The 25,646-nt window shown below is 41.9% G+C and carries 19 protein-coding genes; 12 read left to right on the top strand and 7 right to left on the bottom strand.

Annotated elements, in window-relative coordinates; translation table 11 throughout:
- Positions 1 to 5: 5 nt before the first annotated feature.
- Positions 6 to 1,958, bottom strand: a complete 1,953-nt coding sequence (gene dnaG, locus GR929_RS10790) for a DNA primase (protein WP_159519638.1) — start codon at positions 1,956 to 1,958, stop codon at positions 6 to 8.
- A gap of 142 nt (positions 1,959 to 2,100) precedes the next feature.
- On the opposite strand from dnaG, the gene GR929_RS10785 reads away from it, so the two are divergent.
- From GR929_RS10785 to GR929_RS10770, 4 genes are all read left to right on the top strand, one after another.
- Entirely contained in the window at positions 2,101 to 2,790 is a 690-nt protein-coding gene (locus GR929_RS10785; protein WP_159519636.1) for an SIR2 family NAD-dependent protein deacylase, read from the top strand.
- 1 nt (position 2,791) lies between these two features.
- Positions 2,792 to 3,418, top strand: a complete 627-nt coding sequence (locus tag GR929_RS10780) for a porin family protein (RefSeq protein WP_159519634.1) — start codon at positions 2,792 to 2,794, stop codon at positions 3,416 to 3,418.
- A 139-nt stretch (positions 3,419 to 3,557) separates the two neighbouring features.
- Positions 3,558 to 5,912, top strand: a complete 2,355-nt coding sequence (locus tag GR929_RS10775; protein WP_159519632.1) for a TonB-dependent receptor — start codon at positions 3,558 to 3,560, stop codon at positions 5,910 to 5,912.
- A gap of 5 nt (positions 5,913 to 5,917) precedes the next feature.
- The gene (locus GR929_RS10770; RefSeq protein WP_159519630.1) at positions 5,918 to 6,781 is read left to right on the top strand and encodes a DUF4249 family protein; all 864 of its coding nucleotides are present in this window, start codon (positions 5,918 to 5,920) and stop codon (positions 6,779 to 6,781) included.
- A 31-nt stretch (positions 6,782 to 6,812) separates the two neighbouring features.
- Here GR929_RS10770 and GR929_RS10765 read toward each other — a convergent pair whose 3' ends face one another.
- The 4 genes from GR929_RS10765 to GR929_RS10750 all read right to left on the bottom strand — a co-directional run bounded on the left by GR929_RS10765 (position 6,813) and on the right by GR929_RS10750 (position 10,343).
- Complete coding sequence (locus GR929_RS10765) at positions 6,813 to 7,508, bottom strand: ComF family protein (protein WP_159519628.1); 696 nt, start codon at positions 7,506 to 7,508, stop codon at positions 6,813 to 6,815.
- Positions 7,509 to 7,868: 360 nt separating this feature from the next.
- Positions 7,869 to 9,218, bottom strand: coding sequence for a DUF2254 domain-containing protein (locus tag GR929_RS10760; protein WP_159519626.1), 1,350 nt, complete (start codon positions 9,216 to 9,218; stop codon positions 7,869 to 7,871).
- 20 nt (positions 9,219 to 9,238) lie between these two features.
- Complete coding sequence (locus GR929_RS10755) at positions 9,239 to 9,391, bottom strand: hypothetical protein (RefSeq protein WP_159519624.1); 153 nt, start codon at positions 9,389 to 9,391, stop codon at positions 9,239 to 9,241.
- 211 nt (positions 9,392 to 9,602) lie between these two features.
- Positions 9,603 to 10,343: a DUF6261 family protein gene (locus GR929_RS10750; RefSeq protein WP_159519622.1), complete on the bottom strand. Its 741-nt coding sequence runs from the start codon at positions 10,341 to 10,343 to the stop codon at positions 9,603 to 9,605.
- Positions 10,344 to 11,078: 735 nt separating this feature from the next.
- Here GR929_RS10750 and GR929_RS10745 point away from each other — a divergent pair.
- The 4 genes from GR929_RS10745 (at position 11,079) to GR929_RS10730 (ending at position 15,973) form a co-directional block, all read left to right on the top strand.
- Positions 11,079 to 11,666: a non-canonical purine NTP diphosphatase gene (locus GR929_RS10745; RefSeq protein ID WP_159519620.1), complete on the top strand. Its 588-nt coding sequence runs from the start codon at positions 11,079 to 11,081 to the stop codon at positions 11,664 to 11,666.
- Positions 11,663 to 13,990, top strand: coding sequence for a type IX secretion system anionic LPS delivery protein PorZ (porZ, locus tag GR929_RS10740; RefSeq protein ID WP_159519618.1), 2,328 nt, complete (start codon positions 11,663 to 11,665; stop codon positions 13,988 to 13,990). Before GR929_RS10745 ends, porZ begins: the two co-directional genes overlap by 4 nt.
- Positions 13,991 to 14,005: 15 nt before the next feature.
- Positions 14,006 to 14,731, top strand: a complete 726-nt coding sequence (recO, locus tag GR929_RS10735; RefSeq protein ID WP_159519616.1) for a DNA repair protein RecO — start codon at positions 14,006 to 14,008, stop codon at positions 14,729 to 14,731.
- Positions 14,732 to 14,821: 90 nt separating this feature from the next.
- Complete coding sequence (locus tag GR929_RS10730) at positions 14,822 to 15,973, top strand: methionine aminotransferase (protein ID WP_159519615.1); 1,152 nt, start codon at positions 14,822 to 14,824, stop codon at positions 15,971 to 15,973.
- A gap of 200 nt (positions 15,974 to 16,173) precedes the next feature.
- On the opposite strand, the gene GR929_RS10725 is transcribed toward GR929_RS10730, so the two are convergent.
- Complete coding sequence (locus GR929_RS10725) at positions 16,174 to 16,683, bottom strand: SPOR domain-containing protein (protein ID WP_159519613.1); 510 nt, start codon at positions 16,681 to 16,683, stop codon at positions 16,174 to 16,176.
- 106 nt (positions 16,684 to 16,789) lie between these two features.
- Positions 16,790 to 17,035 carry a GIY-YIG nuclease family protein gene (locus tag GR929_RS10720; RefSeq protein ID WP_159519611.1) on the bottom strand — a complete coding sequence of 82 codons (246 nt, stop codon included), beginning with the start codon at positions 17,033 to 17,035 and terminating at the stop codon, positions 16,790 to 16,792.
- A gap of 356 nt (positions 17,036 to 17,391) precedes the next feature.
- Here GR929_RS10720 and GR929_RS10715 point away from each other — a divergent pair, with 356 nt between their 5' ends.
- From GR929_RS10715 to GR929_RS10700, 4 genes are all read left to right on the top strand, one after another.
- Positions 17,392 to 20,571 carry a SusC/RagA family TonB-linked outer membrane protein gene (locus GR929_RS10715; protein ID WP_159519609.1) on the top strand — a complete coding sequence of 1,060 codons (3,180 nt, stop codon included), beginning with the start codon at positions 17,392 to 17,394 and terminating at the stop codon, positions 20,569 to 20,571.
- Between the two features lie 13 nt (positions 20,572 to 20,584).
- Positions 20,585 to 22,180, top strand: a complete 1,596-nt coding sequence (locus GR929_RS10710; RefSeq protein ID WP_159519607.1) for a RagB/SusD family nutrient uptake outer membrane protein — start codon at positions 20,585 to 20,587, stop codon at positions 22,178 to 22,180.
- A 19-nt stretch (positions 22,181 to 22,199) separates the two neighbouring features.
- Complete coding sequence (locus tag GR929_RS10705; RefSeq protein ID WP_159519605.1) at positions 22,200 to 23,990, top strand: hypothetical protein; 1,791 nt, start codon at positions 22,200 to 22,202, stop codon at positions 23,988 to 23,990.
- A gap of 138 nt (positions 23,991 to 24,128) precedes the next feature.
- Entirely contained in the window at positions 24,129 to 25,640 is a 1,512-nt protein-coding gene (locus GR929_RS10700) for a cellulase family glycosylhydrolase (protein WP_201300970.1), read from the top strand.
- Positions 25,641 to 25,646: the final 6 nt, after the last annotated feature.

The following is a 25,646-nucleotide window of genomic DNA, read 5'->3' as shown; positions in this document are numbered from 1 at the left end:
TTTCGTTAACGGGTAATCGTTCGGTTTCCAAGTTGAATGGAAAGGTGTTTTTCCACTTTCTTTAGGTTGAGATATTGGTTCTGAATCGTCATGACTTTCTCCATGTCGTTCTCAGTTGCTGCCAGCTGGATGCCTTTTTCCAGATCCGAAAGCATGTTTTTCACCTTTCGCAGTTTATATTCCTGAACGATTTTCGGAACCAGTAAATCCAGAATTTCATCTTCGGCTTCAACAAAAGCACCACCTCTCGTCCAACGTTTACTTTCGGTGTATTTTTCTGAAATCAAATCACTGGCCATTTGACTGATTCGCTGATCCTGGTGATGGGTAAAAAACTGGCTTGGATTAAATTTCTTGTTATCCAGATTTTCCCTGAAAAAGTCCAGAAATTGATTGATCAGTTCGTTATCTGAATACAGACCATCATTCTCCAGTTCGCTGAGCACAAAATGTCCAACTGAAATAGAGAACTTTTCTTCGGGGTTTTCGCCTTCTTCTTCAAAAACTTCAGTGTGAAAGTATTTCATCAATATTCGCAAAATCTCTCGTTCTTCAATTTCGCACAGATTTTTGATAACCTTTGGAGTAGGAGGTGGCGCGGGTTGTCGTTGTTGGGCTGCTTTATCCCGGTATTCCTTCCGTCGAACCTCCTCCGACTCTTTTTGCATCATCTTACGCATTTCGGTATACAAGATATTTTCTTCAACATCCATTAAGCTACTGCATTCTTTGATGTATAACGATCGGGTAATTGCGTCGGGAACTACCGATATAGAATGGACAATATTGTTGATCAGTCGTGCTTTGCTTACCGGGTCGTTATCAGCATCTTTCAATAACAGATTTGTTTTGAAACGAATGAAGTCCGTTTGGTTTTTATCGATGTATTCCTGAAGTTCCGTGGAGCTCATCGATCTGGAAAACGAGTCCGGATCTTCACCCTGGGGAAGTAGCAGTACTTTGACATTCAACCCTTCTTCCAGCACCAGGTCAATTCCCCGAAGTGAGGCCTTAATTCCGGCTTCGTCACCATCGTAAATAATGGTTATATTGGGTGAAAAACGCTTGATTAATCGAATTTGGTCAGGCGTTAGTGCCGTTCCCGACGAGGCAACCACATTTTCAATCCCCGCCTGATGAAAGGCCAACACATCGGTGTATCCTTCAACCAAATAGCACTTGTCTTGCTTGGTAATTTCACGCTTGGCCTGAAAGATACCGTACAACACCCGGCTTTTGTGATAAATGTCCGACTCCGGCGAGTTCAGGTATTTGGCTATTTTCTTATCATCCTTCAGTGTTCGCCCACCAAAGGCTATCACGCGGCCGGCTACGTTATGAATCGGAAACATCACCCGGCCGGCAAAGCGGTCGCGCACCCAATCGTCGCGTTTGATAGTCAGCCCCGTTTTTTCGAGGAATTCCATCTGGTATCCTTGTCTTTGTGCCGCTTGGGTAAACTTATCTTTCCCATCCGGGCAATAGCCCAGCTCAAACTTTTTAATGATGTTATCCTGCAATTGCCGCTCGCGCAAATAGCTGAGCCCAATAGTTCGGCCCTCATTTTCTTCCCACACAAATCGAGTAAAATACTTCTGAGCAAAGGCCGAAACAATCATCATACTTTCGCGCTCGTCTTTGAGCTGCTTCTGTGCTTCCGTTTCTTCCTCTTCTTTGACATCAATGTGGTATTTTTTGGCCAGCCACTTCAACGCTTCAGGGTACGAAAGGGATTCGTGCTCCATGATAAAGTTAACCGAATTGCCTCCTTTCCCGCAGCCAAAACACTTAAAAATGCCTTTGGCAGGAGATACCATAAACGATGGAGTTTTCTCGTTGTGAAACGGACATAACCCAAGCTGATTGGTTCCCCGCCGCTTTAAACTTACAAACTCCGAGACTACTTCTGTAATCTCTGCGGCATCCATTATGCGGTCAACTGTTGACTGGTCGATCATAGCCACAAAAGTAGGAAAATAGAGTTGAATTGATGAGGCCTGTTGAAAAGTAATTGGATTTCGAATTACGCGGATGCGAAGAGTACTACCTTTCGTTTTTCAGCTTGAATAAATTATCTTTAAAACAAAAAACGCGATATTCATGAAAAAGAGATTAGTGATATTGACCGGTGCCGGGATGAGCCAGGAAAGTGGGATTCGTACTTTTCGGGATATGGGAGGCTTATGGGAAGAATATGATGTCACAGAGGTGGCCACTCCAGAGGCATGGCACAGAAATCCGGAATTGGTTATGAAATTTTACAACGATCGGCGAAAGCAGCTATACGAATGCGAACCAAATCCGGGACATGTTGGTTTAGCAGAGCTGGAAGCCGATTTTGACGTGCAAATTATTACTCAGAATATTGACGATTTGCATGAGCGGGCGGGAAGTTCGAAAGTACTGCACTTACATGGCGAATTAAAAAAGGTGAGAAGTACACGTTACGATGACTTAATTTATGATTTAGATGGCTGGGAGTTGAAGTTTGGCGACACCTGTGAAGAGGGCTTTCAGCTTCGGCCACATATTGTGTGGTTTGGCGAAATGGTTCCGGCTATGGATGAGGCCATGCCACTGGTAAAGAAAGCCGATATTTTTGTGGTGGTCGGTACTTCGCTCAATGTATATCCGGCTGCCGGATTGGTTCATTATACTCAAGATGGAGTTCCAATTTTCGTTGTTGATCCCGAGCGTCCGCCGGTTCATCGAAATGGAATAGAATTTCTTGAGGAGAAAGCCGGACTTGGTGTATCTACTCTGAAAGAGAAACTTAAAAAATTGAAATAACGTGAGAAGAATTTTACTTGTTGTACTATTTGCCTTGAACGTTTTTGCGCTTCGGGCACAACGCTTTGAAGGTGGGGTTTTAGGTGGATTTAATGCGTCTCAGGTTTCGGGAGATAACACCAATGGTTATCGCAAACCCGGTTTGTTGCTTGGTGGTTATGTGATGCGGGATTTCAGTCGGGACTTATTCTTTGGAATGGAAATTAAGTACTCGCAAAAAGGAAGCCGCAAAAACCCGTCGAATAAAACCACCAATGTGCAACAAAAAGACCTTGAAAAATATATCATGCGTTTGGGTTATGCTGAAGTACCCTTCTTTTTGGGATATCGAACAAGCGATCGGATTTCAATCCTGGCAGGGCTATCGGCCGGATACCTGGTGCACAGCAAAGAACTGGACAATTATGGTGAAATCCCGGAAGTTGAACAACGCGAATTCAATGCTTTCGATTTTCAGGCTTTTGTTGGCATGAGATACGACTTTATTGATCGACTAACACTTGATTTAAGACTTGGCTATTCAGTCCTTCCCATTCGCGATTTGCCGGGGCAAGCTGTTTCCTATTGGCTGGATGATCAATATAGCAATGTAATAAGTACAGGTTTGTACTATCGGTTAGGTCGCTGATTTTGATTGTTTTCGGAGTCTTGTAGTCGCAGTTTCCTGCATTTAGTCCATTTTTTTGACAAAAAACTGCAACGTTTGAGTATTAAGGTTGTCTTATAGAGAAAGCTGAAAATAAAGAACAACTGAAAACAATTAGAAAATGCTCAGAAAATTACTTCTCTTGGTTGCTGTATTGCAAGGTGCAGTGGGGCTGCACTATGCACACGCTGACGAAGACGACAAAGCTGATCGCAAGATCATCAGTGGTCATATTCTCGATTCTGAAAGTGGTGAAAGCCTGATCGGGGCTTCCGTATTAATTAAGGAATTGGGAGTTGGCACGATCAGTAATAGTTATGGTTTTTATTCCCTTTCAATTACACCGGCATCATACACCTTGATTTGCAGTTACATTGGTTATGAAGATTATGTACAGAAAGTTGACATGACCGAAGATCTCCGCTTGCAGATTGAGCTGACTCCTTCGTCAGAAGAATTGGACGAAATTCAGGTTAAAGGAGAGCGCCGCGACCAAAACATCAAACAGGTTGAAATGGGAGTAGAAAAACTTCAGCCCCATACCATTAAATCGATTCCGGCATTAATGGGTGAGGTTGACCTGATTAAAGCCATCCAGTTATTGCCGGGAGTTCAATCTACTTCCGAGGGTGGTTCCGGCTTTAGTGTTCGAGGTGGAAGTCCTGATCAGAATCTGATTTTACTTGATGAAGCAACGGTTTACAATGCTTCGCATTTGATGGGTTTCTTTTCGGTATTTAATAATGACGCCATCAAAGATTTGAAATTGTATAAAGGTGATGTGCCGTCGCAATATGGTGGTCGCTTATCGTCGCTTTTGGATGTGCGGATGAAAGATGGTAATTCGAAAAAATTTGAAGGGGCAGGAGGAATTGGCACCATCTCAAGTCGTTTAACAATTGGTGGCCCGCTGGAAAAAGATAAAACCACCATGCTGTTGTCTGGCCGACGAACGTATATGGATCTGTTTTTGCCTTTGTCGTCGGATGAAGATGTGCGTGACAGCCGTTTGTATTTTTACGATGCCAGCTTGAAATTGACTCACCGGTTCAACGAGAATAACCGCCTTTATATTAGTGGGTATCTTGGTCGCGATGTGATGAAAAGTTCCTTTTTCAGAATGGGTTTCGGGAACAAAACCTTCACTGCCCGGTGGAACCATATTTTCAATCAAAAATTGTTTATGAATCTGACGACGGTTTGGAGCCGTTACGACTATGAATTAGGCACCGCGGAAGATGAACCAGAATCCTGGCTTTGGGAATCAGATTTAGAAGATGTTGGTTTGAAAGCTGATTTTAGTTATTACATCACACCCGAGCATTCGTTGAAGTTTGGACTGCAGAGCTTTCATCACACGTTTAATCCTGGTGCAGCTATGGGCGTTGGCAGTCAGTCCATATTTGGCGAATACATTATTGAGAAGAATTACGCTCTGGAGCATGCTGCTTATTTGGAGCATCAACATAAAATAGGCGATAAGCTAGTGTTGAAGTATGGAATCCGGGCATCACTTTTTCAGAATATTGGGGAGGGAACAGTATACGACTTTGACAACAACTACGAGGTGGTTGATTCCACAATCTATAGCTCCGGAGAGGTATACAAAAACTATTGGGGCCTGGAGCCACGTTTTGGGATAAACTATTTGTTTGCAAAGGACTGGTCGTTTAAATTCAACTACAACCGGTCTCGTCAAAGCATTCAGCAGGCTACGAATACGACTGCTGGCAGCCCGCTGGATATTTGGTTCCCGGCCAGTCCAAATGTGAAGCCACAAGTTGCCGATCAGTTTGCATTTGGGGTATTTCGAAATTTACAGAATGGCGTTTACCAGCTTTCGGTTGAAGCGTATTACAAAGACATGAAAAACACCATTGATTTTGCAGATCATGCTGAATTGTTGCTCAACAAATACCTGGAAGGTGAACTCCGGGTTGGAAATGCAAAGGCTTATGGAGCAGAATTTTTAGTGAAGAAGACCGAAGGGAAATTAACCGGATGGATCGGCTACACCTTGTCCCGATCGGAACGAAAGATTCCTGAAATTAACGACGGCAAAACCTACTCCGCACCTTTTGATAAAACACACGATTTAAGTGTGGTACTCAATCACCAGCTAAGCAAGCGTGTTTCATTGTCAGCCAATTGGGTGTATTCAACCGGCCAGCCGGTTACTTTGCCTGTGCAGCGTTACGAAGTAAATGGTACCGTTATTCCGTATTACTCGGAACGAAATGGTGCCCGCTATGACGATTATCACCGACTTGATTTATCGCTGGCACTTCAATCTAAAAACAAGAAACAAAGACCATGGAGTGGCGAGTGGGTTTTTTCAATTTATAATGTTTACAACCAAAAGAATACCTGGGCACTAAATTTTGTCCAGGATGAAGAAAACCCCAATGAAACGTATGCAGAGAAAACTTATTTGTTTCCGATAATTCCGGCAGTTACTTACAACTTTAAATTTTAACCATCATGCCATTCAAATATATATTTTCAATCGCTTTTTTAATTGTTTTGCTGCAATCGTGCACCGAACGTGTAGACATTGATCTGGAAGAGGCCGGGGAGCCTCGCTTGGTTGTTTTTGCTGAAATAACCAACGAAGTAAAAGCACACGAAGTCTGGTTGGGGAAATCAGCGCCCTATTTTAGTAATCAGTCTCCAGAAATGGTTTCCGGAGCTGTGCTTACTATTGAAAATGATTTTCAAACCATTCAACTAACTGAAGATGCAGATCGACAGGGAATCTATTTAACGCCAAAGGACTATAGCGGAGTGGTTGGTGCGCACTACAAATTAACAGTTTCGGGTGTTGATGTGAATGGAGATGGTCAACTGGAAACTTATGAGGCCGAAACCGAAATGAAAGCTTCAGCTCCGGTTCAGGGAGTTGCGGTTGCGTATAATGCCAGCTGGGAAGGCTGGGAGGTGGGGCTTTACAGTAAAGATCCTGCCGAAACTGAAGATTACTACCTGTTCAAAGTCTACAAAAACGGGGTGCTTTATACGGATTCTATCCACAATTATTGGACAGCGGATGATCGCTTTTTTAACGGTAATGAGATCAACGGACCTGTTGTTCAGTATTTTGATGAAGAGAATGGAGAGTTTGTTGAGCAGGGAGATACCATTATGCTGGAAATGGCTGGAATTACGAAGGAATATTACGATTTTATTGCAGCAGTGGATCTTGAAACTGGCGAAAAGGTTCCCATGTTTAGCGGACCATCAGCCAATCCTAAAGGAAATGTAAGCAATGGAGGACTTGGCTTTTTCGCTGTGATGGAAGTACAACGTGGACAAGCCATTTATACTGGGACTGAAGTAGAGAATTAGTAATGATAATTAGGCGTGTTTTTTTCCTGAGTTAGGCAATGGCCAGGGTTAGCAGACTTATTTTACAGTCGCAGCTTTTAAAAATGGTGGCAGCACAAGCCTCCAACGTGGCTCCGGTTGTTACAACATCGTCAATTAGTAAAATGTGTTTGTTTGTAAAGTTTGCAGGGCTGATAACCTGGAATATATCTTCCACGTTTTCCCAACGTTCATAGCGGTTTTTTCGGGTTTGTGTACTTGAAAACGTCTTTCTGACGAGGGCGTCATGTTCAATCGGAATTTGCAGAACATCAGAAAGTCCCTTAGCCAGATGATAGCTTTGGTTGTAACCTCTTTTTCGCTCTTTCCGCGGATGAAGAGGAACCGGGCAAATCAGATCGATATGTTGAGTGAAGTTGGAATCTTTGATTTCTCCGGCAAACCGACTACCCATAAATTCACCCAATTCTTTCATGCCCTTGTATTTTAGATGATGAAGAATTTTTTGATAGTTGCTCCCTTTTTTAAATTCAAAAAAGGCGGTTGCTCTTTCGATCGGAACACGACCGTAGAAAATTTGTTCCATCCGGTTTTCAGGCTCTAAATGGAAATTGGTGCGTGGAGCATGAAGTAGGCATTTTAAACAGATGTAGTTCTCATCTGCGATTAGTTTTTCCCCACAAACCAAGCAAAGGCGGGGATAGAATAGCTCCAGAAGTGCATTTATATAATTCAGTGTTAACGGCATTTTGAGCAATTGTGGTGACTCAGTATTTCAAAAACTGTAATATTTTAAAAAGGTTAAGTTAATATACCTTGGCTTTTGGTTAACAATAGGTTGATGCTATTATAATTCAGTCGTAATACAAAGATAAAACAAGCCCCTTAATTTTAGAAGGTCAACATACAAGTGATTGACAACTAAAATTATAAAAAGAATTTTTAATATCATACGAAAGTGAGTCTGTTAATACTTGATAGATTTTAGATTAACAGGATTATTCTCGGCCTTCCCGTTCCCTTTTTGAAATTATTCCCAAATGAGGTTGCTTCCCGGCAACCTTTTTTTTTTTGATTTTTTGGCTGATGAGTATTTGCCACAGTTACGTCAGTTTTTTTGATCTAAAACGTGCATCAATTCACGGTAGTGGGAGATGACCTCTTCCTGGTCATCCTTTTCAGGGACAAACTCCCGTACTGCCCGTTCAATCATTTCGCCATGATGCTGAATAACCGCTGACTGTTCTTGCTGTTGAGCAAGCGTGGCGATCGTTATTAAGTTTTCTAATAGTCGTTTTAGTATCGAAACATGACTGTTTCCATACTGTCTGATTTGACTGAAAGCAGTATTCGTTACGGTTGTGAACGATGTTGTTTTCAGGATGACGCGTAATCGGCCTTCTTCATCTTTTAAATGGGGAGAAGGAAATTTCCGGTTGACCAGTTTGCATAAAATTGATCCCAGATGATCAATGCAGGTAAGCGCTGTATATGGATCATTTATTCCGGGCGATAGCGCCCTGATAGCCACTTCAACCAATTGATGAATAGCAAATTCTGCATCTTGTTCCGGAGTTCTTTTCGATCCGATAATAAATAGACTTTCGATATGGCTCTGGAAATCATCGTCGAATTGGTTCATGCTTTCTACCGTTACGAATTTATTTCCTTGAACGATAAAATCACCAGGACGATATTGACAATCAATCAGACAATTGTTTTCCTGAGCGACCTCTACAAGGCCATCACGATCAATTGCTTGCAGGTATCCGCTTTTGTGGGCATTAATCGTGTATGTGCCGGTATATTTTTGTTTTTCATTCTCAACATCTGATGCTTTATCTTCATTTTCTTTGGCTTCAATGGTATTGGGGAATAACAGATCGATTCGGTTGTCCAATTCATAATATACGTTGGCAACCACTTGGTCGGCCTGGATTGAGGTAGCTACATGATGAATAAAATAGATGAACATACCCACGTTAGCAATGGCCAGCAAAACCCCAAAGTTAACAGATAGCGCCGGGACAAAAGCATTTTCTTCACCGGCATAAATAGACCGTAGCACAATCAGACAGTAAATAAAAGTAGCGATGAATGTTCCAAGTGCAACCTGATTTCCGACATCCTTCATGAAATTGCGCAATAACCGGGGGCCAAATTGCGAGGAAGCCAGAGAAAGTGCAACAATCGTAATCGAGAAAGCAACACCGGCTACTGTTACCATCGATCCGGCAATGGTAGCCAGCACCGAACGCGCGCCTTCGGGGCCCACATCAAACAAAATTCGAGACACAGAGGAAGAATCGATATCGATGGTCTTGTCCAGGGCAATCATGAGTAAGGCGGCTACAATGGCAGAGAGTAACATCAATGATGGAATAAACCAAAAACTGGTGTGGATCGCCTCCCAACTATTGGACAGTCTTGTTTTGATAAATTTAAATCCGATACGCATAATTCGTTTTTTTAGGTGACTCATTCGTCAGAATACAAGTGTGTCAATAAATTTTCGACCGGAGCTAGTTTGGACTCAGCCAACCCGCCAACGAAAACAATCATTGAACTGACAGACAATAAAAGAGCTTGATAAATGCTCAGCAAGCGGACATTGTCTGGAAGATCGTTCATTGGTTCAAATTTCGTTCAGTATACCTTTCCCGGTAATTGCGTTGAAAAGCAACGTAATTAGAAACGGAAAGGCTTGTGTTTTGTTCGGAATACGAAAAAAGGATGGTTTGAACGAATTCGCGAATAGTTGCGGTTAGCATTCAGTTCTGAACTCTACCTCCCGCAGGCACCGATTTGTATCCTTGACTGCGGGAGGTATTTCATTGTCATTTTAAGTAGGCTGAACTGGTCCGTCCTCTTTATTCTCCTTTTTATGGATCAGTTTGGCGTAGGTTTTACGCAGCTCGTCCAGTTGGTTAAACAAGGTCATGAGCGTTTCAGAAGGAGTAAAATTGACTGCTTGTTCAATGGCTGTACAAAACTGTTCGTAACTGCTGGCTGCCGCTGCTTCCAGGCTGGTTGCCGAGGGGCCGTCGGCAGCGGCTTCCAGGGCATTTCGTTCCTGATATAGGGCATCAAATTCGGTATTGGCCGTTTCCAGACCGGTCATCATGTCTAAAATATCGGTTGCTGTGGCATCGGCTTTCAGCGATTGCTGTTGGTCGAATTTTCTGAAAAGCTCGTTCAAAATGCCGGTTTGCGTATTCATTGCCATAACGTTTGCATCCCAATACGGGTCCATAAATATTTTCAGGCGTTGGGCGGCTTCTTTTTTTAGTTCATCGCGCCCGAGTAGGTGCATGGTCACGTTTCGCTTTATTTCGGCAAAACGGTCGTCTCGATCCTCGTCCATCGCGGACAGGTTAGCAGTCAGTACACTCTTTGAAGCTTTGTTCATTTGGTCGCCCATTGCCTGGTTGTCGGCTTCCAGTTGGTTGAAAGTTGCCTGGGCGACTCCACCTATTTCAGCTATAACCGGCCGGGCATAATCCACGGTCGATTTGTTGATCGAGTACAGGTGTGCGATGGTCAGGTGTCGCGCGTAAAGCGCAACAAATGATTTTAGTTCCATAAGGGTTGTTTTTGGGTTAATAAAAAAGAACTTACTTGATTTTTTGTTTTTGCTGGTTTGGTCTGTTTTTTTGTGAAAAAAAATTTTACGCGTTCACTCTGCTCCCGTTGGACCAAAAAAAAATTTAAATTGCTTCTCCTGATGAACAGAGAGCCGAATTCATTTCTTTTACAGCTTCTCAGCAACCAGATTCACTCAAAAAAAAATTTAAATTGCTTGTTCGTGACCCGGTTTATTCAAATTAAAATTTAATGCCTGGGTTTAGTACTGATTTGTTTTTTTTGTGACCCGGCTTTCTTCATCACTCCCTTGGGCTGCCTGAAAAAAAACTGACTATGCTAATTTAACGATAAGTAATAAGTGATCGTGTATTTTTCAACATTATTTTATGAACTGCACGTTTTGATGGATGAAGTGGCCTTCTGAGCTCATGAACGGGCATTTTAGGTGGTGAACCATATCCGCAAGCTTTTCTGACTGAGCTCCCTTTTTCGGTCTTGAATCAGCATATCAATAATTTCTGCATTGGTCATTGGTAGGTTTTTGTAAATTTGAGTGCTTTAAAATTAATTAGAAATAAATGAGGCAATTCATTCCGATCGATTTCTGATCAACAAGACTTGCCTAAACTCTTGAATCGAATGATGAAACGAGCATATAAAAGTTCTTGCACACAGGAGGAAGATTATAAGCGAGTTCCATATGATGCCTTTAAAAACAAAAAATTATAATTATATGAAACTTGTTTTTGCAACCAATAATCCACACAAATTAAAAGAACTTCAGCAAATACTGGGAGGACAAATTCAATTGCTCAGTTTAGCAGATATTAATTGTAACGAAGAAATACCGGAAACCAAGGAAACTCTGGAGGGAAACGCTGCTGAAAAATCGTTTTTCATTTACAACAAGTATGGCTACAACTGTTTTGCCGACGATACCGGTCTGGAAATTGAAGCATTGAACGGAGCTCCCGGAGTGTATTCGGCCCGGTATGCCGGAGAAGAAAAGGATGCTGTTGCTAATATGAAGAAAGTTCTTGATCAGCTAAAAGAAATAAAAAACCGGAAAGCTCGTTTTAGAACCGTAATTTCGCTTGTTATTGATGGCCGGGAAGAGCAGTTTGAAGGAGTTGTTGATGGCGATATTCTGACAGCGAAGCAAGGCGAAGAAGGTTTTGGTTACGACCCGATTTTTCAGCCCGAAGGATGTAGTCAATCTTTTGCTGAAATGGATGCGCAACAAAAAAATAACATCAGCCATCGTGGGCGTGCTGTTCAAAAGCTGGCTAACTATTTGAAAACATTGAATTCAGATTTATGATACGATTTAACATTCTGTGCCTGTTTGTTTTACTTTCATTTGGGCTTTCTGCTCAGGTTGGAGTTGGCAAGTGGATGGGGCACTTATCCTATTATTCAGCTCAAAAAGTAATTGTCAACGGTACTAAAGTTTACTGCATTAGTACCGGAGGACTGTTTATTTACGACCAGGCTGATAACAGCATCCGAAAGTTGAATCAAATCAATGGATTGTCTGATGTTTCGCCAAAGGCAATGGCGTTTGGCGAGCAAAATAGTGTCGTTGTTCTGGCCTATGAAAACAGCAACCTCGACTTAATTTATGAGGATGAGATTTTCAATCTTTCTGATATTAAGCGAAAACAAATTCAGGGGGACAAGAATATCTACAACGTTCTGGTTGTTGGATCAACAGCCTATTTATCGTGTGGGTTTGGCATTGTTGCTGTGAATTTGGATAAGAGGGAGATAAAAGATACTTACTACATTGGCGAAAACGGTTCGCCGGTTGTTGTAAATGCAATGACCTATGATGGTGAATCGTTGTATGCAGCCACTAAAGAGGGTATTTTTAAAGCTGATGCGAATGAGCCAAACCTACAGAATTTCAATCATTGGACCCGGATTGAAACAATACCTCATGCCGGTGAAGAATTTACCCAACTCGGTTTTTTGGGTAACTCCGTAATTGCATGCTATTACAATGCTTCAGCCGGGAAACATGAGTTGTATAAAGGATCAGGGGACAACTGGACTGCTTATTTGACAACTATTGATCAGGTGCTTGACATGCAGGTATGTGACAACCAAATTGTTATTTCGCAAGGCGGATTTGTGGGTATTTATGATGAAAATGAACAACTGGTTGAAGATGTCATCGACTACAATTATCCGAACAGAAAAGTATATGATATTGTCGTTGCTCAGGGGTATTACGACAAAGATGGGGCTGTTTGGCTGGCGGATAAGAACGAAGGATTAGTTAAAAAAACAGGCGGAGATTATGAGCAGATTACCCCTCAAGGTCCTATTGATAATCAGGTGTTTTCGATGACGACCAATGGTGCCGATTTATGGGTCACAACCGGTGGCCGTTCTGATGCATGGGGCAATTTGGATAAGGCTCCGCAGCTCCAGTTATTTCGCGATGGAAGCTGGAGTGTTTTTAACCGAAAGACGCACGATGAATTTGAAGCATTTGAAGATATTGTAAATGTTGTGGCCGACCCGGCCGACCCCGACCATATATTTGTTGGAACCTGGGGCTTTGGAGTGGTTGAAATGCAAGGCCGGGAGTATGTCGATCGGCACGACCAGTTCAACAGTACCTTACAAACTGCGATCCCCGAAGATTCTGCTTCGGCGTATGTGAGAATAGGAGGAATGGCTTTCGACTCAGAAAATAACCTGTGGGTTACCAACTCCCAGGTTGGAGAACCCCTGTCGGTTTATAAAACAGATGGAACCTGGGAATCGTTCCAGTTCCCCGGAGTTGATAATACAGTTGTTGGTGATATTGTTATTACTGGCAATGATGATAAATGGATTATTTTACCGCGGGGCAATGACCTTTTTGTTCGGAAAAGTGATGGAACGGATGGGAGACACCTAAAGTTAACAACTTACTTCACCAATGGCACGGTGGAAGAAATTAACCGGATGAATGATATTTATTCGATTGCCAAGGATCATGATGGTGCTATCTGGATCGGTGCTTCCAACGGAGTCGCCGTTTTTTATAATCCCGAGGATATTTGGGACGAAAGTACTTTTTATGCAACACCGCCTGCCCTGGACTTGAATGATGGTATTTTTCACGCCTTGTTGCGAACCGAAAAGGTGACTGCGATTGCTGTGGATGGGGCAAACCGCAAGTGGTTCGGGACATCAAACTCCGGTGTGTATCTGGTCTCCGAGAATGGTGACGAAGAATTGCTTAATTTTACAGTAGATAACAGCCCGTTACTATCGAACACCATTCAAAGTATAGCCATCAACCCGCAAAGTGGAGAAGTGTTTTTCGGAACACCCGAAGGTATTATTTCATACCGAGGTGAGGCAACGGGAGGTGCTGATGAGTATGCTGATGTGTATGCCTTTCCCAATCCCGTCCGCGAAGATTACGACGGGGATATCGTCATTACCGGATTGTTGGCTGATACCGATGTGAGAGTAACAGACATAAGTGGAAACCTGGTTTATAAAACCACTTCGCTGGGTGGGCAAGCTATTTGGGATGGAAAAAACCTGAACGGCAACCGGGTAAGTACCGGGGTTTATGTTGTTTTTGGAAACGATAAGTCTGGCGAAAAAACGTTCACCACCAAGATTCTGTTCATACACTAATAGAAATAAAAGGTCGTGCTGGAAAAAACCCGAGGTATCTTTTTGCATCACATTAATTATTCTGAAACGAGCATCATTGCCCGGATCTACACCGAAAAGTTTGGCAATCAATCATACTTAATTAATGGGGTTCGTAAAAAAAAGGCTGCGATGAGGAAAAGTCTTTTTCAGCCATTATTCCTGTTAGATTTGGAAGTTTATTATCGACCGGGACGTAATTTGCAGCGGCTGAAAGATGTCCGATTTAGTATCCCTTTTGAGCATATTCCTTTTGATATCACAAAAAGTTCTCAGGCCATTTTTTTGGCTGAGATTCTGCTGAAGTGTCTCAAAGAAGAAGAAGAAAATCCGGAGTTATTCGACTTTCTATATCATGCCATTGCCTTATTGGATATGAAGAAGGATGGGATCGCGAATTTTCATCTCGCATTTTTGTTTCATCTTACCCGTTTTTTGGGTGTTGCGCCGCAGAAATCGGAGCATGCCAATACGGTTTTTTTTGATCTGGAATCGGCTGCTTTCTCTGTTTCCGAACCCTTGCATAACCAATATATGAATGCTGAAACCACTGGAAACTTTAAACAATTATTTCAATTTGATTTAGGTAAAATTGAACAGCTGTTAATCGATAAACGTCAGCGGACTATTTTATTAGAGCAGTTGATAAAGTACTATCAAATTCATCTGGATATTTCTTCAAACTTAAAATCATTAGTTGTTTTAAAAGAAGTTATGGAGTAATTGATTGGTTTGAATTAATTCCGTAATTTTAGACATACTCTCAATGGACTATCACCACTTTTGTTATTTTTGCAAACTCATTGCTTAATTATGGTGCAATCAAAATTACCCAATACGAGTTCAAATGTTTTTTCCTCGATTAACAAACTAATCGAAGAATCCGGAGCTATTGATATGGCTGTTGGAAAGACCGATTTTAATTGTCCGCAGCAATTGATTGATCTGGCTACTAAATACTTCAATAATGGTTTTAATAACTATGCTCCGCTGGAGGGGGTCCTTCCTTTGAGAAAAGCCATTAGTGATATGGTTGAAAAGAAGTATGCTCAGAAGTTCAACCCGCATACTGAAATTACCATTACTGCGGGAACAATACAGGCTATTTATACGGCGATCAGTTCAATTGTTAAAGATGATGATGAAGTCATCGTGTTTGAACCGGCCTTTGAGTCGTTCGCACCGTCGATTATTTTAAACGGTGGTCGACCTGTTTACGTGAAGTTAAAGGCTCCATCATTTAAAATTGACTGGGAAGAGCTACGAAAAATGGTTTCTTCTAAAACCCGGATGATCATTCTAAATTCACCTCACAATCCTTCGGGAGCTGTTTTGTCAGAGAACGACTTGTTCCAATTACAGCGACTTACAAATGGCACGAACATCATCATTTTGAGCGATGAGATCTTTGAATCCATCATTTTTGATAATCAGATTCATCAAAGTGTTGCCCGCCATGACAAGTTGGTGGAGCGCAGTTTTATCATCTCGTCTTTTGGCCCGCTGTATAACATCAATGGATGGGGAATTTCATACTGTTTGGCGCCTGAAAAGCTCATGCGCGAATTTCGTAAAATGCAGCAAATTCAAATTTACAATGTGAATACGCCCTTGCAGTATGCACTAGCTGATTACCTGCCGCTAAATCAAAATTTTGAAGAAGTCTCAGAATTATTTCAGGGTAAACGGAATTATTTTAACCGCTTGCTGGAAGGCAGCCTCTACGACATTGTTTATGCACAAGGCGGTTATTTTCAGCTATTGGATTACTCGAAACTTTCAGACGAGCCGGATTTTATTTTTGCCGAACGCTTAGCCCGGGATTTTGGTATTGGGACAACTCCTGCTTCTGTTTTTTATCACGAGAAAACCAACCAGAGTTACCTGCGTGTGTGCTTTGCTAAGGACAATGGTAAACTGGAGCAAGCAGCCGAAAAGTTACTGCAAGTTCCATCTATGATCTAATAAGAGACGATCTGTTTTTTTAGTTGACACTGAATCACTTTTGATGCAGGTTGGATCATGTTGAATTTTGGGAACAAGAATGTAGATGGTTGGGCGATAAAAAAACTTGGGATTAACAACACTGTTGTCGCAAGTTACTACTTGCCGTCCAATCAATACCATTAATCCCAAGCCTAAATGTGAACGATACTATCGTTCGATTATTTTTTAATCAGCAACCAGGTGTCAGCGTATTTGGGGTAATTATTTCTGATTTGGTGAACCCGTTTTCTGGCTTCAAGCTCTTCGTTATACGAATTAACACAAACCCGGTAATAGCCGGTTTCGCTGTGCAATACAATTGGGTTAAACCCTTGCGGGATTAGCTCTTGCTTATAACGGTTGGCATTTTCGTTGCTGCTAAAACTACCGATGATTACAAAGTAAGTGCTGCTTTCATTTTTTATCTGATCTTCTTTCTGTGCGAAAGTAAATGTCTCACTCTGAACGCGTACTGGCTTTTCCGTTTCTTCCGGCTCTTCATACATTCGATCCGAAGTAGGATTCTCTCTCACGTCAGAAGTTGTGGCTGGCACTGAAAATACTTTTGCCTGAGTATCTTCTTGCATGGTATCGGTGGTTTGTCCATCATCCTTTTTAAGTTTTTCAAAAACCTTACATCCTGATGATAATACACCCAGGGCTAGAACGGCAACCATTATTTTTTTCATGACTAGTTTTTTAATTGTTTTGTTGTTTTGAACTTCAAAAATACGAAAAAGCAATGCGGCTTATTGTGCATTGTGGTACAGATTATTAACGATTGATTGTTGAAATCTAAAAATTAAGAATCTTTTTGAGGTATCGCTGGCCTGCAACGGTTCGGTAAAACCGGCTTCGGCGGATGGCTTCCTGTTTACTGGCAAAACCTTCGTTGTAAAGAATTACCCAACCTGTGAGGCCTTTGGTAACTTCCACTTTCCCTTGGTTGTGGGCAATCTCGGTTTTTTTCAGATCCTGGCAAAACCCGTAATAAAAACGGTGATGCTCCTGATTGTATATTACGTACGAGTAAAAATTCATTCTGCAAAAATATAAAAAGAGATGAACTCTTTACTGTGATTTTCATTCGGACTACAAAATCTTTTATCATAAAAAAACAAATTTTCCGAAAATCTTGACATTGCTGGGTTACTGGTCAGTATATCAGATTGATATGGCTATTTGCCAAGCTGCTGATTAACAAATGCCCCGGTGGAAATTAACAAATGAGCAGTATGTATTAACGATTTGACTACCAGTCGTAAACATTTTTTCATTCCTTTCGGACGGTTCTTGTCTACTTTTGAGAAAGCATAGGAGAGGAATTGGAGCGGTGAGCTTTTAATTCCAAACAATAACTAAACTAGTTGAAATATCTAATCAATAAACTTTAACGTATGAAAGAAAAACGCAATGATGAGAGTTTTTTTAAGAACTCCATTAAAAGATTGTTTGGTGTGCATTTGAGTGCGGCCTTGCTAATCTTTTCAATGCTACTTGTCTTTTCCGGGAATGCTCAAACTACAGAGCGCATGATTTCCGGAGTTGTTACAGAAGCAGATTCCGGAACACCAATCCCCGGTGCATCTGTTGTAATTAAAGGAACTACAAATGGAACAGTCACAAATTTCGATGGTGAATTTACGCTAAGCGTATCGAATGAAGATGTGTTGTTGATCTCGTTTGTTGGATTTGCTTCTCAGGAAATTTCGGTTGTCGGAAAATCAAATCTGCAGGTTGCCCTGGAAGAAGAAGTTGAACTCTTCGATGAAGTTGTGGTCGTTGGGTATGGGGTTCAGAAAAAGAAACTGGTAACCGGAGCAACAATTCAGGTTGACGGGGAAGAGCTTCAAAAGCGAAGCACAACAAGCGCGCTTCAGGCTTTACAGGGACAAACTCCCGGTGTGCAAATTTCGTCTACTTCAGGACAACCGGGCGAAGGGATGAACGTAACCGTGCGTGGTTTGGGAACCATTGGAAACTCCGGTCCACTTTATGTTGTTGACGGTGTTCAAAGTGGCGATATCTCTTACCTGAACAATTCGGATATTGAAAGTATTGATGTACTGAAAGATGCTGCTTCGGCTGCCATTTACGGATCGCAAGCAGCAAACGGAGTTGTTTTGATTACAACGAAATCAGGAAAAAAAGGAAGTGCTCAGATTTCATTCGATTCGTATTATGGCGTTCAAAACATTGCACGGAAGGTTGATATGATGAATAGCAAGGAATATGCCGTCATCATGAATGAAACCGCAATCAATTCGGGCAAGGCACCATATTTTAACGCCGATGAAATTTCTGCGATGGGAGAAGGCACCGACTGGATTGATGAAATGATATACGACGATGCGATTACTCAGAACTACACACTGGGAATAAATGGAGGTACCGACGCTTCGGTTTATTCTATTTCGCTTTCGTATACCGGGCAGGAAGGAACCGTTGGTGGACCTTCTGTTTCAAACTACGACAGGTACAATTTCCGGGTTAATACGGAGCACAAATTATATGACGACTATGTAAAAGTTGGACAGCACTTAACTTTTGGTTACGTTGAGAAAAGAGGAATTGGCGTTGGCGATCAATACAACAATACCTTGCGTGGTGCATTTAATACCAGTCCGTTTTTACCGATGTATGATGATGAAGGTAACTTTTTGAATAACACATCAGGAGCTGGGGTGATGCACAATGGAGAGGTTTGGGATCCTTGGGTTGAAGGAGAAAATAACCCGTATGCCTCGATGGTTTTAAACAATCAATCTAAAAAGAATAATCAAAAACTTTTTGGGGATGTGTATATTGAAATCAATCCGATTAAAAACTTAACCTTTAAAACCACCTTGGGAGTTGATTTTTACACCGAAGAAAGCCGCTCCTACAAGCCTGCTTATGAGTTGTCGATTTATGCATTTAGAACTCATGATGAAGCCAGCCAAAATTTAAGTAAAGGACTCGCGCTAACCTGGAACAACGTTCTTTCCTACGATTATCAAATTGATGATCATTCTTTTTCTGCACTTGTTGGCACTGAGGCTTATCGAAACCGAGGAACGTGGCTCAATGTTTCTAATGCCGATCTGATTATTTCTGATTTGGATCATGCCTATATCGACAATACGACGAATACTGAATTAACCAGATTAAGTTACGGCGGTGCTCCAAATGATGAATCGATGTTGTTATCTTACTTTGGGCGTTTAAGCTACAACTATCAAGAAAAATATATGTTGAATGCGACTTTTCGTCGTGACGGATCTTCACGCTTTGACCAGAGTCATCGCTGGGGTAACTTCCCATCGGTATCTGTTGGTTGGGTGGCTTCAAACGAAGGATTTTTAGAATCAGCGCAAAGTTGGATGGACTTTCTGAAAATTCGCGCCAGCTGGGGGCAAGTAGGAAATCAAAATATCAGCCCATGGCAATATTTAGCACCGATTAAAACATCAAATACCAATTATTATTTTGGTTCTGCAGATTACGATGCTTCGGGCAATACAGTAGGAGCTTATCCTAGTCGGTTGTCGAATTTAAATTTGCAATGGGAAACATCGGAACAAACCAATATTGGTATCGATTCTCGTTTTTTGGATGCACGATTAGGCTTAACAGTTGATTGGTACAACAAGACCACAAAAGATTGGTTGCTCGAAGCACCAATACTTGCAACTGCGGGTGCCGATGCGCCATACATCAACGGTGGTAATGTGAAAAATACCGGTATTGAGCTGGCTCTAAACTGGAATGACCAAATTGGTGATTTCCATTATTTCATATCAGGAAACATCGCCAAAAATAAAAATGAAGTAACTGAAGTGCCCACCGAAGATGGTATTGTACATGGAAAAACCAACATGTTATATGATAATGCACTGGAGTTTTATCACCGGGCCGAGACTGGATTTCCGATTGGATATTTCTGGGGATGGGAAACGGATGGTATTTTCCAAAACGAAGCGGAGGTAACAGCGAATACGAACTCAGCAGGGAAAGTGATTCAACCCTCTGCCAAACCAGGTGATGTACGATATGTTGACCAGGATGGCGATGGCGTTATCAATGAAGCTGATAAAACGATGGTTGGCGATCCCAACCCGGATTATACGTTTGGATTCTCTTTTGGATTTGACTATAAGAATTTCGATTTCTCGATGTCTGCAAATGGAGTCGCCGGAAATCAAATTGTACAAACCTACCGAAATCATTCAAGTGCATTTGCTAACTACACAACTGAATTTCTTGGTCGTTGGCATGGCGAGGGGACTTCAAATACGATTCCCAGAGTAACCGAAACAAACATCAACTATCTCTTTTCTGACTTATTTGTGAAGGATGGCGATTTCTTGAGAATTAGCAATATTACCTTAGGGTATGATTTTGCGAAGTTGATTAATAACAAATACCTCAGCCAGGTGAGACTGTTCACATCTGCTCAAAATGCCTTTACATTTACTGAGTATAACGGAATGGATCCTGAAGTTGGTTATGGAGTTGAAAATGGCTCATCAGGTGTTGATGTGGGCTACTATCCTCGTCCGAGAACATTCTTAGTTGGCCTTAATGTTAAATTCTAAAATCTGAAGGATAATGAAAAAAATACACATATATATATTGACTCTGGGCCTGTTTTTATGGAGTGCCTGCTCAGAGAGCTTTTTGGATAGTGAGCCAATTACGTCGCTTACTGATGTAAACTTTTATAAAACAACCGATGATGCGGAGTTGGCTATTGTAGGTTGTTACGATGGACTTCAGGTGGTTTATTCTGCCGGAAATGGAATGGCTTTCCCTGTTATGGCAGAAGTGCTGTCCGATAATTGCTTTGGAGCAACAGGGGTATCAGATAGCTATAACTATCAGGTTGCTGATGAGTTTGATTTATCCCGTTCTCCTGCCGAAGTGGATATGCTTAATGACTATTGGAAAGCATATTACAAAGCAATCTATCGTTGTAATGTTTTGCTCTCGAAAATGGATCAGATAGAATGGGGCGAAGACCTTCAATTACGCAATAATATTGAGTCGCAAGCTCGTTTTTTAAGAGCTTATGTCTACTTCGATATGGTTCGTCTTTGGGAGAATGTTCCGCTGTTAACTGAACCATCTAATGAAAACATTCCACAAGCCAATCCGGATGATGTATACAAGTTGATTGCCGAAGATTTGCAATTTGCTGCTACAAATGGAGCCGAAACTGTTGAGCCGGGCCGAGTTAATAAATGGGCAGCTAAAGCCATGCTTGCTCGAGTTTATCTTTTCTATACCGGTTATTACGGAAAAACTGATTTGTTAACCATTGCCAAAGGCGATGTGCTACAAGGCCTGGAAGATATCATTACCGCCGATAAGTATGGATTGGTTGAAGAGTATAAAAACCTGTGGCCCGCAGCTTCCTCTACCCCAAATGAAGCTGGTGATGGATTGACCACAACCTATGCGGGAAAAGACAACAAGGAAACCGTTTTCGCCATTAAATACAACATTACGTCAGATTACGACGGAAACACCGATGGCAATCATTGGATGGTGATGTTAGGATTACGGTCACAGTCTTTTTCTCCCTATGGAAAAGGTTGGGGATCTTGCACAGTGCTTCCATCATTATACAATGCCTACGAAGAAGATGATGTGCGCAAAGAAGCCTCTATTATTGGTATTGCAGAAGAAGGATTGGATTTTGACAACAGCGATCAGCGCGAATACACGGGCTATGCTTCAAAAAAATACATTCCATTGTCTAATCCTGACGGAAAGGATGTTGCTGAAATAAACGGTGCTTCCAACTTCATGATCGGCCAATATCAGGATTACGTGGTCATTCGCTATGCCGATGTGCTGTTGATGGCAGCCGAACTAGGTAGCTCAAATGCTCAGGACTATTTTGACGAAATACGTTTACGTGCAGGATTGGACAGTAAAACGGTCAGTCCGGCAAATCTGTTGGCTGAGCGCCGTTACGAGTTTGCTTTGGAAGGCATCCGCTACTGGGATCTGTTGCGCCAAGGCTTGGAAACTGCTGCAAATACCATTGCAACAACTCAAACAGTATTGAACGGTGGAGTAGAAGTAACCAAGAAGATTGAAAAGTCGAAAATTATGGCGACCAAAGGTTTTCAAGTTATTCCTCAAACGCAAATCAGCTTGTCTGATGGAGTATTGATTCAAAATGACGGTTGGAAATAATATTAAAAAAGAAGAAAGTATGAACACACGCAAGTTAAATATATTTGTAGCTCTTTTAGGCTTGGTCCTGGCTTTTGCATCCTGCCAGCCTGATGAGTTCTCGCTTGGAAAAATAATTTCCAAAGACGATTTGCAATACAGCATTACCCAAAATGCTGACGACCCAAACATGATTATCCTCGAAAGTTTAACTCCGGGAGTGACTCCGCTATGGGTTACACCGGCAGGGCGTTCTACAGAACTAAAAGATACGGTAAAAATCGCTTTTCCCGGAGAATATAAATTCGTTTATGGAGTACAAAGTGCCGGTGGATTTGTGCAAGCTGATACCATGGTGATTTCCATTACAACAACAAACCTAAGCTATGTTGATGATCCATTATGGAACATGTTGACCGGTGGTGTTGGCGAATCCAAGACCTGGATCCTTGATAACGGGAAATATGGACTGACTAATGGACCAATGTATTTTGCGGATCCTTCTCAGGAACAAGTTTGGGGGAATTATGAAATAAATTGGGATCCTTCTGGATCATCTGTTGGCGCTACTGATCAGGACTATGCTGCAGAGATGACTTTTGATTTGATCGGTGGGCCTCATTTAACTTCGTATAAACCAAATGAAGGAGATGTAACGGAACAAGGTGTTTTTGATCTAAATGTGAAAAATCATACACTGAGTACGACTGATGCTACTATTATTCGTTTGGCGGCTGTCGCTCCTAATGCAAAAAACTGGAATACCAATGTAAAAGTTCTTGATTTGACTGAAAATCAGTTGAGGGTAGCCATCTATCGAGATAATAATGATGAGCAAGAATGGTGGTATGTCTTCAATTATGTTTCAAAAGATTATGCGGATAATTACCAATATGCAGACCCTGAACCAGAATTGCCTGATGGATGGCAAGATATCATATCAAAAACTGTTAGTACAACTATCGTCTGGAAGCTTTCGGAAAGCAATCCATTGGATTGGGCTAATCTTGATGGTTCGATGATGAACGGCTGGCAAGCTCCTGAAGATTATCCCGATTGGTTGGGTACTCCTGATCCATCGGCGTATGGAAGTTTCTCCATGACGATGAATTCTAGCGACGAATCAGTTGTATTTGTAACTCCTGACGGAACAACAACTAACGGAACCTATTCGTTGGATGACAAAGGTATTTACTCTTTTGATGTCACCGTTCCTTCCTTTACTTTGATCAATTGGGCAAGTTTTGCGCCTGATGCCAATAACCACTTACGTATTCTTCAAATTAAAAAGGATTTGTCGGGTAATGTGACTGATATGTGGGTAGGTGCAAGAGATGCTTCTGCCCCTCAGTACACGGCTTTCCATTTGGTTGCGCAGACTGGTGGTGGAAGTGACAATGGACCTCAAGGGACAGAAATCGCGTTTGATAATTCCAAGTTGGCTATTGGCGACATTGAAGAGAAAGGTAATTTGCGTTTGGAAATATATAACGAATATGGTTCAACGAAAGCTGACCCTGGCATTAATACAGCCGACCTGGTTTTCAGTAATCGTATTGATGTCACCTTTACGATCAGTGGAATAACGTTGAAAGATGGTGCCGCTGGTAGTTATGACGCATCAATGTATTACGCCGATGCAGATTGGTCTCCTAACGGGAATGGCGATGTTATTACTGTAAATGGCGACGGGACATACACTGTTTCTTATGCCCCTCCAAGTGATGTTGAAGGAGTTGTTGTATTTGTAGTTGATATTGTCGGCATGGGTGCGGATATTTCCGATATGTCGGCTGTTACTGCAACAATTGATAAAGTTGTTACTTATTGATAGAAACTGAATAGAATGAAGTAATTCAATTCCCCCCGGAAGCTATTGCTTCCGGGGATCAAATAAAATGTCATTTCCGAACAGGAACGAATGACAATAATCTTTGAAAGCAATACCTTGAATCAACAAAACCGAAAGATGAAACAGACAAATGAGTGGATGTGCCTATTGATGATAGTAGTGACCTTTCTGGGATGCAGTAACGATCCCGGGAAAGAAGTGACTCCAGAAAAGCCTGAAGTAACACTCACAGCGTCACCAACCAGTTTCTCGTTTGAGGCAGCAGGGGGAACAGCTGATTTATCAATTAGCAGCAATGCCGTTTGGAAAATTAACTACAACACTTCGGAGTGGTGTAAACCCTCAATTCAAACAACATCAGGGAATGCAACAGTTACCTTAACGGCTGAAGAAAATACGATAGAACAAGAACGTTCGATGAGCATGACCCTTACTGCAAAGGGAGCTGATGATATCTCACTTCAAATTACACAGGCAGCTGCAGTTATAATTCCACCTGATCCTGAACCAGCAGATTCAATTGCCCCGGATAATACAGGAATGGCCAGTGATGCTAAAGTGATTGCTTCGAAAATGTACTTGGGCTGGAATCTCGGAAATACTCTGGAAGCCATTGGTGGAGAAACGGCCTGGGGTAACCCCAAAGCCAGCAACGATTTGATTGTTGCCGTTAAAAATGCCGGGTTCAATGCGATTCGAATTCCTTGTGCGTGGGACAACTATATCGAGAATCAAACCACCTACAAGATTAAAGAAAGCTGGCTGGCTCGCGTAAAAGAAGTGGTTGATTATTGTGTCGATAATGACATGTATGCTATACTCAACGTCCATTGGGATGGAGGTTGGCTGGAGAATAATGTCACGCCCGAAAAGCAGAACGAGGTCAACAAAAAGCAAGCTGCTATTTGGAAACAAATTGCCATCACTTTTCGTGATTACGACGAACAGCTGCTTTTTGCCGGAGCGAATGAACCTGCTGCTGAAACGCAAACTGCTGCTGATGTTTTGGCAGTTTATATGCAGACTTTTGTAGATGTTGTTCGGGCTACCGGAGGAAGAAATACGTATCGGAATTTGATTGTGCAGGCCCCTGTAACAGATATCGACAAAGCAGATGAATTGATGAGCATGCCAACTGATGAAACTGAGAACCGACTATTGGCAGAAGTGCACTACTACACGCCATGGCAGTTTTGTGGACTAACCGAGGATGCCAGTTGGGGAAAAGTGTTTTACTTCTGGGGAGAAAATTATCATTTGGACGGAGCAACCGGTCGTTTCCCGGACTGGGACTGTGAAGAAGATTTTGTGAAAGCACAATTCCAGAAAATGAAGACCAAATTCGTCGATGAGGGAATTCCTATGATTTTGGGCGAATATGGTGCTATCCGCCGAACGATTCCCGGCAATGACGAGTGGCAGGAAAAACACAATGAATCGCGAGCGTATTTTAATGAGTATGTGACCGAGCAAGCTAAAAAATATGGGTTGGTGCCATTTTATTGGGACGAAGGAAGCCTCAAGAATGATGGCTTCGGAATTTTTGACCGGAGTACCAATACGGTTGGCGATCAGCAAATTTTGGATGGATTAATCAAAGGAGCCGAAGCTGAGGATTACCCATATTAAAGTCTG

It is taken from the genome of Sunxiuqinia indica (assembly GCF_009847015.1).
Taxonomy (GTDB): domain Bacteria; phylum Bacteroidota; class Bacteroidia; order Bacteroidales; family Prolixibacteraceae; genus Sunxiuqinia; species Sunxiuqinia indica.
This window is presented reverse-complemented; position numbering and strand designations above follow the sequence as displayed.